16 protein-coding genes are annotated in these 14895 nt (G+C 63.9%); 4 read left to right on the top strand and 12 right to left on the bottom strand.

What is annotated here, in order from left to right:
- Positions 1–22 precede the first annotated feature (22 nt).
- Complete coding sequence (purD, locus tag M2267_RS04090) at positions 23–1294, top strand: phosphoribosylamine--glycine ligase (RefSeq protein WP_429112657.1); 1272 nt, start codon at positions 23–25, stop codon at positions 1292–1294.
- 105 nt (positions 1295–1399) lie between these two features.
- Positions 1400–1924 carry a plant virulence effector HPE1-like domain-containing protein gene (locus M2267_RS04085; RefSeq protein WP_429112655.1) on the top strand — a complete coding sequence of 175 codons (525 nt, stop codon included), beginning with the start codon at positions 1400–1402 and terminating at the stop codon, positions 1922–1924.
- A gap of 118 nt (positions 1925–2042) precedes the next feature.
- Here the strand turns inward: M2267_RS04085 and M2267_RS04080 are convergent, their stop codons facing one another.
- The 6 genes from M2267_RS04080 to M2267_RS04055 form a co-directional block, all read right to left on the bottom strand.
- Positions 2043–2546 carry a DUF523 domain-containing protein gene (locus M2267_RS04080; RefSeq protein WP_429112653.1) on the bottom strand — a complete coding sequence of 168 codons (504 nt, stop codon included), beginning with the start codon at positions 2544–2546 and terminating at the stop codon, positions 2043–2045.
- A gap of 64 nt (positions 2547–2610) precedes the next feature.
- The gene (locus tag M2267_RS04075) at positions 2611–2991 is read right to left on the bottom strand and encodes a cupin domain-containing protein (RefSeq protein ID WP_043625965.1); all 381 of its coding nucleotides are present in this window, start codon (positions 2989–2991) and stop codon (positions 2611–2613) included.
- Positions 2992–3103: 112 nt separating this feature from the next.
- Positions 3104–5269, bottom strand: a complete 2166-nt coding sequence (glyS, locus tag M2267_RS04070) for a glycine--tRNA ligase subunit beta (protein ID WP_429112651.1) — start codon at positions 5267–5269, stop codon at positions 3104–3106.
- A gap of 112 nt (positions 5270–5381) precedes the next feature.
- Positions 5382–7322: a DUF2207 domain-containing protein gene (locus tag M2267_RS04065; RefSeq protein WP_429113038.1), complete on the bottom strand. Its 1941-nt coding sequence runs from the start codon at positions 7320–7322 to the stop codon at positions 5382–5384.
- Positions 7323–7431: 109 nt separating this feature from the next.
- Entirely contained in the window at positions 7432–8703 is a 1272-nt protein-coding gene (locus tag M2267_RS04060) for a 3-phosphoshikimate 1-carboxyvinyltransferase (protein WP_429112649.1), read from the bottom strand.
- Between the two features lie 72 nt (positions 8704–8775).
- Complete coding sequence (locus M2267_RS04055; protein WP_034801085.1) at positions 8776–9324, bottom strand: LemA family protein; 549 nt, start codon at positions 9322–9324, stop codon at positions 8776–8778.
- A 247-nt stretch (positions 9325–9571) separates the two neighbouring features.
- On the opposite strand from M2267_RS04055, the gene M2267_RS04050 reads away from it, so the two are divergent.
- Positions 9572–9769, top strand: a complete 198-nt coding sequence (locus M2267_RS04050) for a hypothetical protein (RefSeq protein ID WP_043621007.1) — start codon at positions 9572–9574, stop codon at positions 9767–9769.
- On the opposite strand, the gene M2267_RS04045 is transcribed toward M2267_RS04050, so the two are convergent.
- The 6 genes from M2267_RS04045 to M2267_RS04020 all read right to left on the bottom strand — a co-directional run bounded on the left by M2267_RS04045 (position 9762) and on the right by M2267_RS04020 (position 13689).
- The gene (locus M2267_RS04045) at positions 9762–10328 is read right to left on the bottom strand and encodes an AAA family ATPase (protein WP_429112647.1); all 567 of its coding nucleotides are present in this window, start codon (positions 10326–10328) and stop codon (positions 9762–9764) included. The two genes, M2267_RS04050 and M2267_RS04045, sit on opposite strands and share 8 nt — an antisense overlap.
- Positions 10325–11281 (bottom strand): glycine--tRNA ligase subunit alpha, encoded by a 957-nt coding sequence (locus M2267_RS04040; protein ID WP_082006116.1) that lies wholly within the window; start codon positions 11279–11281, stop codon positions 10325–10327. The genes M2267_RS04045 and M2267_RS04040 overlap by 4 nt, the downstream gene beginning before the upstream one ends.
- A gap of 125 nt (positions 11282–11406) precedes the next feature.
- Entirely contained in the window at positions 11407–11598 is a 192-nt protein-coding gene (locus M2267_RS04035) for a hypothetical protein (protein ID WP_192447629.1), read from the bottom strand.
- Between the two features lie 34 nt (positions 11599–11632).
- A complete protein-coding gene (locus tag M2267_RS04030) occupies positions 11633–12499 on the bottom strand; it encodes a S49 family peptidase (RefSeq protein WP_429112643.1) in 867 nt (288 codons plus the stop codon).
- 183 nt (positions 12500–12682) lie between these two features.
- A complete protein-coding gene (locus M2267_RS04025) occupies positions 12683–13471 on the bottom strand; it encodes a tRNA1(Val) (adenine(37)-N6)-methyltransferase (RefSeq protein WP_043620902.1) in 789 nt (262 codons plus the stop codon).
- Positions 13468–13689 carry a DUF2007 domain-containing protein gene (locus M2267_RS04020; protein ID WP_043620908.1) on the bottom strand — a complete coding sequence of 74 codons (222 nt, stop codon included), beginning with the start codon at positions 13687–13689 and terminating at the stop codon, positions 13468–13470. The genes M2267_RS04025 and M2267_RS04020 overlap by 4 nt, the downstream gene beginning before the upstream one ends.
- 107 nt (positions 13690–13796) lie before the next feature.
- Between M2267_RS04020 and M2267_RS04015 the strand changes: the two genes are divergently transcribed.
- Positions 13797–14813 (top strand): polyprenyl synthetase family protein, encoded by a 1017-nt coding sequence (locus M2267_RS04015; RefSeq protein WP_034801067.1) that lies wholly within the window; start codon positions 13797–13799, stop codon positions 14811–14813.
- Positions 14814–14895: the final 82 nt, after the last annotated feature.

Below are 14895 nucleotides of genomic sequence, written 5' to 3'. Positions count from 1 at the left end.
TTTCGGGATATCGGGGGCTGCAATGAAGGTTCTTCTGATCGGATCGGGTGGGCGCGAACACGCCCTTGCATGGAAGATCGCGCAGTCGCCGAAACTGACGAAGCTCTATGCCGCGCCGGGTAACCCAGGCATTGCCGAAGAAGCGGAAATCATAGCACTCGACACGGACGACCATGCGGCCGTCGCCGACTTCTGCCTGAAGGAAGCGATCGATTTCGTCGTGGTCGGGCCTGAGGGACCGCTGGTCGCCGGTCTTGCCGACGTGCTGCGCGCTGCCGGCATCGCCGTCTTCGGCCCCTCTGCCGCCGCCGCCCAGCTCGAAGGCTCCAAGGGCTTCACCAAGGATCTCTGCGCCCGCTACGACATTCCGACCGGCGCCTATGGCCGCTTCACCGATGCCGAGAGCGCCAAGGCCTATGTGCGCGAACAAGGTGCACCGATCGTCATCAAGGCCGATGGCCTCGCCGCCGGCAAGGGTGTCACCGTCGCCATGACGCTCGACGAAGCGCTTACCGCCGTCGACGATTGTTTCGCCGGTGCCTTTGGCGCCGCCGGCGCCGAGGTGGTGGTGGAAGCCTATCTCGATGGCGAAGAAGCGAGCTTCTTCTGCCTCTCGGACGGCAAGACGGCCCTGGCGCTGGCGTCAGCGCAGGACCACAAGCGCGTCGGCGACGGCGACACCGGACCGAACACCGGTGGCATGGGTGCCTACTCGCCGGCTCCGGTCATGACGTCGGAGATGATCGAGCGTACGATGAAGGAAATCATCGAGCCGACGATGCGCGGCATGGCGGAAAGCGGCCATCCCTTCTCCGGCGTGTTCTTCGCCGGACTGATGATCACCGCCAAGGGTCCGGAACTCATCGAATACAACGTCCGTTTCGGCGACCCGGAGTGCCAGGTGCTGATGATGCGGATGAAGAGCGATCTTCTGCCGCTGCTCTATGCCGCCGCGACCGGCACGCTCGCCGGCATGGCTGTGGAGTGGCGCGACGAGACCGCGCTGACCGTCGTCATGGCCTCCAAGGGCTATCCCGGCAGCTACGCGAAAGACACGCCGATCGGTGCCCTCCCCGCAGCGTCCGGCACCACCAAGGTGTTTCATGCCGGTACAGCGATGAAGGACGGCGTGCTGGTCGCAACCGGTGGCCGCGTGCTCAACATCACCGCGACGGGGGCAAGCGCCGGCACCGCCAAGGACAGGGCCTACGCGGCTCTTTCGGCCGTCTCCTGGGAGAACGGTTTCTACCGGCACGATATCGGCTGGCGCGCGGTCGCACGCGAGAAGGCGTGACCGGAAGCCGGTCAATTCGCGGATCATTCTATTTTTACCAATTCTCCTGACGGGAAAGTAAGGGAGCACGCATATTCTCCCCGATAACGATCCGGGAGAAAAACAATGCGCCTGTTGCTGATCACCACCGTCCTTGGCCTTGCCGCAGGCAATGCCGCGGCGTCGTCGATCGAAGCGATCGCTTCCGGCACGACCGACAATGCCAGCGTCTCCACGGTTTCCTGCGCCGATTGCCCGCCGCTGCAATCGCGGAAGAAGGTCACCTATGTCGTGCCGACGATTGCGACTGGCGACGAAACGATCGAGCTCAAGAAAATCAACGGCGAGATGAAGATGGTGCGCACCGAGGCCTGGCTCGGCGGTTCGCCGGTGGTCTTCGTCAGCAAGCCGTCTCACGAGATGATCAAGACGGCCGCAGCCGAAACCGGCGGCGACGCGGCAACCGTGACAGTCTCGAACATCTCGAACGACCAGAACCCGCAGGCTTCCAAGCCGGAGTTTCTTGCCATCGATCAGACCGCAAAGACCGCCGCGGTGACGCCGATCGGCGCGTCCATGGTGGCGACCCCCGCGGCAAACGAGGGCTCACAGGATTTTGATCCGTCCACCCTCGAACTTCGGCTAGACTGATCGCCTATCGGGAAAGTTCCCTGCCCCGCTCAGCCGTCCCCTGCACTAAATGGCTGACGGGCGTATCGCTGCAAAAGCGAGAGATTGCGCCCCTGAGAGAAGCGGGGGCGCAATCTTTTTATTGCGAGCTTTCCAATTCTTCGATCCGCGCGACCAGCGCTTCGATCTGCCTGTCCGAATAGACTTCGACGCCGTTGGCAAGCAGCAAGGCGGCCGTTACGCCCTCACCCGGATGGCGCGCGCCGGAAAAGCTGCCGTCGTAAACGAAGCCCGATCCGCAGGACGGGCTGCCATCGATCAAGAGCGCGAAGCGACAGTCGGCTTGCCTGGCAAGCGAAAGTGCGTTTTCGGCCGCCTGGATGAACCCTTCGGTAACGTCGCCGCCACTGATCTCCACCACCCTTGCCTTGCCGGCGAGCACGTCATTGCCGACAGCGCCGGCGGCGATCTCGGCCGGCGGACGCGGCACCGGCATGCCGGCCAACATTTCCGGACAGATGGTCACGAGACGGCCTTCGGCGCGCCAGCGATCGATCGCCGGATGGACAAGCGGCTTCGACTGGCCATCATAACGAACGGCATGGCCCATTAGGCAGGCGCTGACGAGGATCTTTGCGGGCATGCTTTTCTCTACTCCGGCGCCATGCCGATCAGCAAGTGCGATCGTGGTGCCCTGGGACAAGGGATCAGATCCAGCGGTCGTTCTCCGCAGTGCGCTCTCCACCCTCGTGGCCGGTGTTGAGCGTGCCGCGCGGCTCGATCAGCAGCATCTTCACCTCTTGCTCCGCATAAGGCTTGTGCTCGACGCCCTTCGGCACGACGTACATTTCGCCCGGACCGAGCGTCACAGCCCCATCGCGGAAATCGATGCGCAACGTGCCCTCGAGCACGATGAAGGCCTCGTCGGTATCTTGATGATCGTGCCAGATGAAGTCGCCCTCGATGCGCACGATCTTGAACTGGTAGTCGTTGAGTTCGGCAAGGACGCGCGGTTGCCACTGATCGCTGAAGAGCGAGAGCTTTTCGGCGAAATTGATCGGCTTGTAGGTCTTCGTCGCGATCGTCATCGGCTGTCTCCATCTTGTGTGATGAAGACAGGATATAGGTCGCCCGGCGGCGAACCGCTTGAACGTTTGTGCGCGGGCGTGATGCCGCCGGTCTCCCGGCGGCGATCCCGCCTTATCCGACGATCTTCGAGAAGTCCGCGACCGTGCCGGTGGCCGAGCGGATCAGGCCGAGCAGCGCCAGACGGTTCGCGCGGATTGCCGCATCATCGTCATTGACGAGGACGTCGTTGAAGAACTGGTCGACCGGTTCGCGCAACTTGGCCAGCGCTTCCATGGCCGAACGGAAGTCTTCCTTGGCGATCGCATCGCGTGCTTCAGCCGAAGCAATTTCGACGGCCTGGTGCAGCGCCTTTTCGGCATCGAGACGGAAGAGGCCAGCATCGACAGCGTCGGCGACGGCAGTGCCCTTCTTCTCTTCGGCGGCCAGGATCTGGGTGGCGCGCTTGGTGCCGGCCAAGAGGTTGCGGCCTTCCTCGTCAGTGATGAAGGCGGTCAGCGCTTCAACGCGACGGGCGATCATCAGCAGGTCGTCGGCGTCCGGCGTCAGCACGGCATCGATCAGGTCGTGACGGGCGCCGAGGTCGCGCAGGTAGACCTTGAGGCGATCATGGAAGAAGGAAAGCAGATCGGCCGAAACGTCGTCCGCAAGCGCCGGCTTCTGTGCGCGAAGGGCGACGAGCGCCGTTTCAAAAGCGGGCAACAGCGCCAGGCGCGCCTTGCCTTCCAGGATAAGACGGATGACGCCGAGTGCGGCGCGGCGCAGCGCGAAGGGATCCTTCGAGCCGGTCGGCTTTTCGTCGATCGCCCAGAAGCCGACGAGCGTGTCGAGCTTGTCGGCAAGTGCCACGGTCACTGCCACCGGATCGGTCGGCGCGCGGTCCGAGGGACCGTTCGGCTTCCAGTGATCTTCGATCGCCGTGGCCACCGCGTCGTCTTCACCCTGAAGCAATGCATACTTGCGGCCCATGATGCCCTGAAGCTCGGGGAATTCGCCGACGGCTTCGGTGCGCAGGTCCGCCTTGGCGAGCACGACCGCTCGGTCGACGAGCTTGGTGTCGGCACCGGTCACCTTGGCGAGTTCACCGGCCAGCGCCCGGATACGGGCGACACGCTCGCCCTGGGTGCCGAGCTTGGCATGGAAGGTGACGTTCAGGGCATCGAGCTTGGCCATGCGCTGGTCGAGCGGCTTGGCAAGATCAAGATTGAACGTCTTCGCCGATGCTGCCAGCGTTTCGAGATCCGGCAAGTTGCCCTGGTCGCGGTGCCAGAAATGCGCTGCGTCCGAAAGACGGGCGCGCACGACCTTGCCGTTGCCATGCACGATCTCCTTGCCGCCGTCCTTCGCCTCGATGTTTGAGACCAGGATGAACTTGTTGGAGAGCGTGTCGGCGCCCGGCGCGCGGGTGACGAAGCACTTCTGGTTGGTCTTGATCGTCAGCCGGATGATTTCCGAGGGGATTTCGAGATAGGCTTCCTCGAAGCTACCCATCAGCACCTGCGGCCACTCGACGAGGTCGGAGACTTCTTCGAGCAGACCTTCGTCTTCGACGAGTTCGAGGCCGTTGGCGAAGGCGACGTTGCGCGCGTCGGCAAGGATCATTTCCTTGCGGCGCTCGCCATCGAGAACGACTTTCGCCTTTTCCAGCTTCTCGGCATAGTCGGCAAAGCGGCGAACGGTGATCGCTTCGGGTGCATGGAAGCGGTGACCATAGGTGACGTTCGAGGCGACGATGCCGTCGACCTCAAACGCAATCACTTGGGTCTCTTCGGTTTCAGAACCGAAGGTGCAGACGATCGACTGCAGCGGGCGAACCCAGCGCAAGGCACCGGGCTTGGCCGAGGCCGCGCCGGAGCGCATCGGCTTCGGCCAGGGGAAATTGCGGATGATTTCGGGCATCGCCGCGGCGATGATCTCTTCGGCGGGACGGCCAGGCTTGACGATGTGGGCGACGTAGAAGTCGCCCTTCTTCGGGTCGCTATGGACATGCGCCTCGCTGATCGAGGAAAGGCCGGCGCCACGCAGGAAGCCTTCGATCGCCTTTTCGTTGGCGTCGGTGCGCGGGCCCTTGCGCTCTTCGCGAACATCGGCGGAGCGGGCGTTGAGGCCACGGATGTCGAGCGTCAGCCGGCGCGGCGTCCAGTACTCGCGCGCCCCCTCATAGGTCAGGCCCGCTTCGACCAGGGCATCGGTCAGCAGCTTCTTGAGGTCGCCGGCCGCCTTGCGCTGCAGGCGGGCAGGAATTTCCTCGGAGCGGAGTTCGATAAGAAGATCGGGCATGGGAGTGACTTTTTCTGTTCCTGACGGTTGCGGCGGACTTAGCAATCTCTGGCAAGATTGTCACCAAGCGCCGCGATGAATTTGGCTTTCCAAGGGCAAGTGCGCGGCGGATTTACCAGCCGCCGCCACCACCGCCGCCACCGCCGCCGCCGGAGAAGCCGCCGCCGGTCGAAAAGCCCGACGACGACGATTTGGGTGGGGGCGGCAGGGACGACGTCATCGTGTCGGCCATGGATCCGGCAAAACCGCCGATGCGATCGCCGAAGGTGCTCGAGCCGAAGCCGTCACCGTGATACCAGCCCGGCTGATAAGCGGCGGCCGCGGCCGCCCCAGCCGCCGCGGCCAGCAGCCAGCGATCGAAGGTCTCGGTCCACGGCTTCTCGACGCCGAGCGCCACGGCGTAAGGGAGCAGCGTCTCGAAATGCCGGGGCGACATTTCGGGCGCCCCCTGCATGTTCATCCGGTCCTTCTCGGCGAGCGTCATATATTGCCGGAGCCCGTCGATGCCATCCATCATCCGCGTTCCAAGCGGCGTCGGCGCCCCCATCAGGAAGAAAAACAGCACGTTGACGAGCACGATCGCGCCAATGACAAAGAGCAGCGGCAGCTCGTCGGTTTCGGCGGCCGAATAGAAGACGGTGGCGAGGATGGCCGAGAAGATCGTGAAGGCGACGAAGCCGATGAAGGCGATCACGACGATCGACATGATCCGGCTCATCAGGCTCTTTTCGCGCCGGAGCGACTTGCCAAAGGAGACGGCGAGGATCGAGACGAAGAAGGCGATGAAAACCGGCACGATCACCAGCGGCAGGCTGTCCTCGCTGAGGTCGCCGAACAGGAAGACGGCCGCAACCGCCAATACCGACAGGATGACGCCGGCGACGATGTAACCGCTGTTGGCGTGGTAGTACTTGCCGCGATGCTCGCGCTCCATGGCGTTGCGGAAATCGGCGCCGGTCGCCTGCACCCGGGTGCCATGCGCGCGGTCGATGGTGAGCTTGCCGCCGCTCGCATTGACCGCCTTCATCACCGCCGCCTCGCCGGTCGGCAGTTTTTCGTCGGCTTTCTTGCCGGTGGCGGCAATGACGATGGCGTTCTTCAGGTCTTCGAGAACGACGTGTCCCTTGACCGCGAGATTGAGTGCGGCCGCCGACAGCGCCGTCCAGCCTTCGCCGGAAAAGCCCCTGTTGTCGATATAGTTGACCAGAGCCGGCGAGATGCCCTCCGGCGGATCCCAGCGCGGCACCATGACGCCGCGGTCCGGGTCACGCCCGACCCTGAGCCAGGCCTGGCTATAGTAGAGAAGGACGACGGCCAGGCCTGCGCCGGCGATGACGAGCGCCAGATGGTCGTGCAGCCACCAGGCATTTTCCTGGCTGGAAGTGGGCCTGTCGATGCTGCCCTTCGGCATCTTGATCGCGATCGTCAGGCCTTCGCGGGGATCGAGACGGCGGGTGGTGGCAAAGAAGATCTCACGACCATCCCTGGAGGCGCGCGCATCCTTACCGGTCGCGCCATAGCCGCCCGTGAAGTAGTCGAGCGCTTCGGCCCTGACACCCTGCGGCAACGTCACGGTCGCGCTCGCCTCGTCGATCGGGAAATCCCACTCGGTGCCGGTGACGTTCCAGTAGAGTTCGTCGTGATCGTCGAAGAAGCGGATCTGCCGGCCGGTCTCGTAGGTGAACTGGAAAGTATGTTCGCCCTGATCGAGAAAGACCTCGGCCGAGCCGGTATAGATGCGGATGCCGCCGCTGATCGTTTCGGTACGGTAGGGCTCCTCTTCGCCGTCGCGCTCGACCGAAAGGAGCTTGAAATCAACCTTGCTGCGCTTGCCCTTCGCATCGGTGAAGGTCAAAGGCAGGTCGCGATAGATGCCGCGACGGATCTTGTTGCCCTCGACCGTCGCCGTGATTGTCTCGGTCACCGTCATCGTGCCGTCCTTGGCGACATCGATGACGGAGCGATAGGCGGAGAAGACCTCCTCCGCCCGACCACCCCCCGCCGTTGCCAGCAAAAACACCAGAACGGCAAATGCGGCAGCGAAACGAGGCATAAGGATCAAGCTTTCTTCCGGTTGAGGTTCAAGGCACGAGATCGGTTCTTATGGGTGAGAGCGGGATGCGCGCGGAAACCGCAGACGCGGTCCCGCATCCCGCCCGGCATCAAGGCCGGTCGCCGCTGAATTCGACGCCCAGCGAAGCGAGCGCGTCCCAATAGGCCGGATAGGTCTTGGCGACGCAGCCGGGATCTTCGATGGTGATGCCGTGGATCTTCAGGCCGGCAAGCGCAAAGCTCATGGCGATGCGATGGTCGGCGAAGGTGTCGATCGAGGCAGGCAATGTCTGGCCGGCAAGCGTGGGATCGGAGGAGACGATCAGGTCGTCGCCTTCCTCATGCGCCAGATCCGGCCGGATCGCCGTCAGACCGAGCGACAGCGCACGCACGCGGTCGCATTCCTTGACGCGCAGGTTGGCGAGACCGACGAAGCGCACCGGCGTGTTGTTGAAGGCGGCAAGCACGGCGATCGTCGGGATCGCGTCCTGCATCTGCGAGCCGTCGATAATGGCGGGCAGGTTCGGGAAACTCGCGATCACCGCATGGGCGCGGGCATCCGGCTGCGAGAAGGCGTCCGCCGGAACGCCGAGATCGATGGCGCCGCCGGTCAGGACTTCCGCAGCCCAGAGATAGGTCGCCGCCGAAGCGTCCGGCTCGATGACATAGTCGGCTGCCTTGTAGCCGGTCGGCGCGACCTGCCAAACGGAGGGGCTCAGTTGCTCGACTTCGGCGCCGAAGGCGCGCATGGCGGCAACCGTCAGGTCGATGTAGCCGCGCGCGCCGATCTCGTCGCCGGCAAGCTCGATGCTGACCGGACCTTTGGCGCCGGGAGCCGCCATCAGCAGGGCCGAGACGTATTGGCTCGAAAGGCCGGCATCGATGACGACGCGGCCGGCCGGGAAACCGCCGGTGCCCTTGACGGTGACCGGCGGGCAGCCGGTCTCGGATGTGACTTCGACGCCGAGCGTTCCGAGTGCCTCGACCAAGGGCTTGATCGGCCGCTTGCGCATGTGCTGGTCGCCATCGACCACGACAGTGCCATCGACGAGTGCGGCTGCCGCCGTGAGGAAGCGTGTCGCGGTTCCCGCATTGCCGAGGAACAAGGGAGCTGCCGGCGGGAGCAACTTGCCCGTGCTGGTGACGACGAAGGTCGTTTCATCGGGCTCGCTGACCTCGACGCCCATCGCGCGCAAGGCTTCGGCCATGTAGCGGGTGTCGTCGCTCTTCAGGGCACCGGTCAGCCGGCTCGTGCCCTTGGCAAGGCCGGCCAGAAGCAGCGCCCGGTTGGTGATCGACTTCGAGCCCGGCGGGCGGACATGGCCGCGGAGCGGATGGTCGGTCGGCAGGATGGTCAGTTTTTTCATGCTATCGGAGGTCATCGAATGGGTCTCTTGATGCGAATGGCGCCGCGGCGGGATCCCGCGGCGAGGAATGTTCGGGAAGCGTGGCGGTTAGAACTTGACCTGTGGCACCGCGCGGTCGGCCTCGTTGGTGATTTCGAAGTAGCCAGCTTTGACGAAGCGGAAGGCGTTGGCGATCAGGTTGGACGGGAAGCTCTCGACCTTGACGTTCAGGTCACGGGCCGCACCGTTGTAGTAGCGGCGCGACATCTGGATCTCGCCCTCGATCGTTTCCAGCGAGCGCTGCAGCTCGGCGAAGTTCTCGTTGGCCTTGAGGTCCGGATAGGCTTCGGCCAGCGCAAACAGCTTGCCGAGCGCCTGGGAGAGCGCACCTTCCGCCTGGGCCCGCCCCTCGACGTCGCCTGCTGGCACCGCCTGCGCGCGGTTGCGCATGGCAATGACTTCTTCGAACGTCGATTTTTCGTGGGCGGCGTAACCCTTCACGGTTTCGATCAGGTTCGGGATCAGATCGGCGCGGCGCTTCAACTGCACATCGATGCCGGACCACGCCTCCTCGGCGATCTGCCGCGCCTTGACGAGACCGTTATAGACGAAAACCAGATACAGGATCACGACGACGGCGATTGCCAGACCGATCATAGGGCACCCTCCAAAAAACTCGCGCAGAGATTAGCATTCGCTTCTCAGCTTCATAGCGCTTTCTGCAGCAATTGGGCCGAGAAACGCACTCCTCCCCAATTGCCACCTGCAGCGTGAACACACTGTTCACCGCAGCAACGCCCCGCCAGGCGAAAACCTCTCGATTCCTGTTCCAATGGTAACGGCGGACCCACCGGCGATCGGCGATAGTCGGTTCATCGAACAACCCGGAACCGAAGTGAAGACCATGAAAACGCTCGCAACTCTCATCAACGTGATCGCCTTTTCGGCGCTCTTCGTTGCCTATGCGAGCGCTCACTCGCCCGAACGGCCGGCCGGTGTCCGCCGCGCCCTGCAGACCTATTCCGGTCAAGTCTATACCGGCGCCTACCCGACGATGAAACCGTTCTGCAAGAACGACGTCGGCGCCACCCGGATCATCTGACCGCCGACCACCCCTTGATCTGCGACACGATTGCTTCTGCCGCCTCATCCGCTCCCAGGCCAGTGACGTCGATCTCGATCAGCAGGTCGCCGTTGCCGCGCAACAGCCTGTGGGCGCGCCGCAATCCGAGGAGCACCTCGGGATCGGTGAGCTTGTGCTGCTTGGCCCGGCCCGCGCGCGTCAGCCGCTTCAAGTTTTCCTCAAGATTGCAATCGATGACGACCGCGACGAAGCGCGCACCCCGTCTTTGCGCGAGTGCTGCATAGTCTTCGAAGGCACGGGTATCGGCGGCATCATCCGAGAGTGCATCGGTGAAGACGAAGGATTGCTCGGCCGGCGCCTTGGCGATGTGTTCGAACACGCTTTCGCGGATCGCCGCGCGCAGCGACCGGTAGAGCGGCGTGCCGCGGTCAAACAGCGCCTCGGCCGGATTGATCAGCGTGTGATTGTCGGCGAGCCGCGCGCCCAGCCTTTCGGCAAGTTGGCGCGCGATCGTCAGCTTGCCGGTGCCCGGCCAGCCGTTGATGTGAACGACCAGGCCGGACGATTCAATGCTCAAGCGGCGTCCCGGCTAAGGTTCGCGCCACCGGCGTCGGTCAACAGGAAGGCTTCGCCACAGGCCTTGGCGAGCGTGCGTACGCGCAGGATGTAGCTCTGGCGCTCGGTGACCGAGATCACACCGCGGGCGTCGAGCAGGTTGAACACGTGGCTCGCCTTGATGCACTGGTCATAGGCCGGGAAGACGCATTTGTGCAGGTGGTTGTTGCTGTTGTCGCCGGGAGCGCCGGCAGCCAGCAACGCCTGGCACTCGGCCTCTGCGTCGATGAAATGCTGATGCAGCATCGCGGTATTGGCGTATTCGAAATTGTAGCGCGAATATTCCTGTTCGGCCTGCAGGAAGACGTCGCCATAGCTGATCTTCTCGGCACCCTCGCGGCCGTTGAAGTTCAGGTCGTAGACGTTGTCGACGCCCTGCACATACATGGCCAGGCGTTCGAGACCGTAGGTCAGTTCGCCCGAGACCGGCGAGCATTCGATGCCGCAGACCTGCTGGAAGTACGTGAACTGCGAGACTTCCATGCCGTCGCACCAGCATTCCCAGCCGAGACCCCAGGCGCCGAGCGTCGGGCTTTCCCAGTCGTCCTCGACGAAGCGGATATCGTGCAGCAGCGGGTCGAGACCGATCGCCTCGAGCGAACCGAGATAGAGTTCCTGCAGGTTGGACGGGTTCGGCTTCAGGATCACCTGATACTGATAGTAGTGCTGCAGGCGGTTCGGGTTTTCGCCGTAGCGGCCATCGGTCGGGCGACGCGACGGCTGGACGTAGGCCGCGCGCCAGGGACGCGGGCCGAGCGCACGCAGGGTCGTTGCCGGATGGAAGGTACCGGCGCCCACTTCCATGTCGTAGGGCTGCAGCACGGCGCAACCCTTATCGGCCCAGTAGTTGTGGAGTGTCAGGATCAGAGCCTGAAACGAGCGCTTCGGGTTCATATGATCAGGCAGAGTGGTCATGGATCGCGTCCGGATTTCTTCTGGAAAATGTGCCGGACAGGTGCCATGCCTGATGACAGGGGTCAAGCGCTACGGCAGCGGGCAGGCAAATAGACCGCCGCCGCACTGACGCGTTCAGACCGCCCTCACTCGCCGTCGCGCTTCAGTCTGTATTCGCCGGTTTCCGGATCCTTCACCAATGTTCCCTGGGCCCCGGTCTGCTCCTCGCGACGCGCCCGCTCGCGCTGGCGCGTCAGCTTCTGGGCATCCGCCACGAACTTGCGATAGCCGAGCCAGAAGACGAAACCTGCGATCAGGAGCAGGATGAGTTGCGGCATTTTCCCTCCAAGGACATGTCAGGCCGGGCAGGCATCAAAGCCCGAAGCGGGCCCACAATGCCCTTTCCTCGATGGCTTCGGCAAGTCCCGCCGCTGCGGAAGCGGCCAATGGAGCGGCGATCGCGCCCGCAACGGCCGCACCGCTCTGCCGGCGGCCGAAAAGGCTGCGCACCGGCTGAATGAGTTCGAGGCGCGCCTTGTCGCCATAGCGCTTCTTCACCTCGCCGCGCAGGTCGCCAAGCCCGTCGATGATGCCGAGCTCCAGCCCGCGCCGACCGGTCCAGAAAAGACCGGAGAAGATATCGGGATCGTCGGCGAGCAGCTGGCCGCGGCGGGCCTTGACCATCTGGATGAAGGTATCATGGATATCGAGCTGCAGGTTCTTCAGGAAAGCGATGTCGTTTTCCTTTTCCGGCTGGAACGGATCGAGCATCACCTTGTTTTCGCCGGCGGTATAGACACGGCGCTCGACGCCGATCTTCTTCAGGAGTTCCGGAAAACCAAAGCCGCCGGAGACGACGCCAATCGAGCCGACGATCGAGGTCGGGTCGGCGATGATCTCGTCGCCGGCAAGCGCGATCATGTAGCCGCCGGATGCGGCGACGTCCTCGACGAAGATCAGCACGCGCTTTTTCTTCTCAAGGGCGAGATCGCGGATGCGCTGGTAGATCAGCCGCGACTGCACCGGCGAGCCGCCGGGCGAATTGACGGAGATCGCAACCGCCGGAGCCTCCTTGATTGCGAAGGCCTTTTCGAGAAGCGGGGCCGCCGTCGCCAGGTTGAGCGCCGGCCGGAACTGACCGCCGCCGGCCATGATCGCGCCGTGGAGCCGGACGACGGGGATCGTCACGCCTTCCTTGCGAAAACGCTTGGGCAACAACCGTCTCAGGAACGCCTTCATTTCAACTCCTGCCTGCTGGGCCATGCCTATGATCTTGGGCCGGAACAGCCGGAAATCAAAGACGTGACCGCGTCTCATTGGCGATAAGCGAAACGCTTCGCCTCCCCTGCCCGGATCGTCGTCAGGGGCTCTTCCATGCCATGTATGCACTGACGCGGCGAACGCAATGCCGCATACGGTAAATCAACGGCGGCGATAGGCGGCGCGGCCATTGTTGAGGTCGTCGACATGGTCGGCGAAGCGATGCCCCTCCTCGTGCATGACGAGCGGCGCGCGGAGGACCAGCCGCTTGCGGCTCTGCTTGATCGCCGTCACCAGGATGCGCACGGCATTTTCACCGACGCGCGGATGCAGCGCCGTGATCTCGATACCGCCAAAGCGGCGGCCACAGGCGGCGATGATCTCGGCGACCGATTCCGGCCGGGCGATCAGCGACAGTTGCCCGCCCGGCTTCATGATCGCGCCTGCCGTCTTCACCCAGATCTCGAACAGCCCGTCGCTCATCGCATGGGCCTCGGCCTTGAGCGCATCCGGCGTCTTGCGGTCGGAGGCATCGTTGAAGGGCGGGTTCATGATCACGTGGTCGAAGCTGTCATCCGCCAGGCCCGTCGCGACGCGCGCCTTACCTGTCAACGAAACGTCGGCCTCGACGACCGAGACGCGCTGCGCAAAGCGGGCATTTTCTGCGAGCGCCAGGCTGCGGCGGGCAAACTCCGCCATAACGGGCGAGCGTTCCACCAGTACCACTTCCGCATCGTCGATCCGCGAAGCAACCGCCATGCCGGCCGCACCCGCGCCGGCACCGAGATCGGCGACGCGGCAGGGACGATCCGATGCGACGAGCGACGCCAAGAGCATGGCGTCCATGCCCGACCGGTGGCCCTGGCCGAGCGGCTGGACGACATGGAACTTGCCGCGGTGAAAGGCATCGACGGTCTCGGTTGCGGCCGCCGGAGCCGGAACCGAACTCACGATCGCAACTCCGCCTCGAGCCCGGCGTCGATCAGGATCCGGCGCGCGGCATCCGCGTCTTCCTCGGCGACCAGAAAGCGGCGGGGCAAGAGGCCAAGCGAGCCCTCGAGAATGCTCATCCCCTGATCGGCAATCAGGCTTGCGATGCCGGCGTCTTTCATCAGGCTCTCGGCGAAGGAGAGCAGGACGGCATCGTTGGTACGGATCAATTCCTTCATCCGGCGGTTTTTCCTGTCCTATTTCAGCAAGCGGGACAATTCGCCTCTTGCCGCACGGGACACCCCTTCCTATTGTCGAAAGCGACAATGAAAACAGGAGTCCCGGTGTGGGCGTAGTGATACCGCTGGAAGACAGCAAAAACAAACAGGCGTCCGTAAAGCCGCTCGTTGACCTGACAGCGGCGGACATGGAGCGCGTCAACCAGCTCATCCTGTCGAAGGCCGGCTCCGACGTTCAGATGATTCCTGAGGTCGCCAACCACCTGATTTCCTCGGGCGGCAAGCGCCTGCGCCCGATGCTGACGCTCGCCTCCGCTGCGATGTTCGGCTATGAGGGCGACGCCCACGTCAAGCTCGCAACCAGCGTCGAATTCATGCACACGGCGACGCTTCTCCATGACGACGTCGTCGATGAAAGCGACCTTCGCCGCGGCAAGTCCACCGCGCGCACGATCTGGGGCAACCAGGCAAGCGTGCTGGTCGGCGACTTCCTGCTCGGCCAGGCCTTCCGCATGATGGTCGATGTCGGCTCGCTCGACGCGCTCGACGTGCTGTCGACCGCCGCTTCGGTCATCGCCGAAGGGGAAGTGCTGCAGCTCTCGGTCGCCAAGAACATGGAAACGACCGAGGACGACTATCTCCAGGTCATTCGCGCCAAGACCGCAGCGCTCTTTGCCGCGGCCGCCGAAGTCGGCCCGATCGTTGCCCAGACCAGCAAATCCGACCGCAACGCGCTGAAATCCTACGGCATGAACCTCGGCCTCGCCTTCCAGCTCGTCGATGACGTGCTCGACTATGGCGGCTCGTCGAGCGACCTCGGCAAGAACGTCGGCGACGACTTCCGCGAAGGCAAGATCACCCTTCCGGTGATCCTCTCCTACCGCCGCGGGACGGCGGAAGATCGTGCCTTCTGGCGCGAGGCGATCGAAGGCGGCGACAGCAGCGACGCCAACCTCGACAAGGCGCTCGGACTGATCAAGCGCTATGGCGGCTTGAGCGACACCATCGCGCGCGCCCAGCACTACGGCACGATTGCCCGCGACGCCCTGGCGCCGCTGCCGGCGTCACCCTGGAAATCGGCGCTTACGGAAGTCATCGACTTCTGCATCGATCGCGTCAGCTGACGGGCTCCGGGCAGGCCAGAACGAACGACAGGATTTTCTTGCCGCGTTGCGCCAAAAAAGCCATTCTGTTCCTCAAGAGTTG

This window comes from Ensifer sp. KUDG1 (genome assembly GCF_050434285.1).
Taxonomy (GTDB): Bacteria; Pseudomonadota; Alphaproteobacteria; order Rhizobiales; family Rhizobiaceae; genus Ensifer.
Note: the sequence above shows the minus strand (reverse complement) of the source record. Positions and strands in the feature narration are given on the sequence as shown.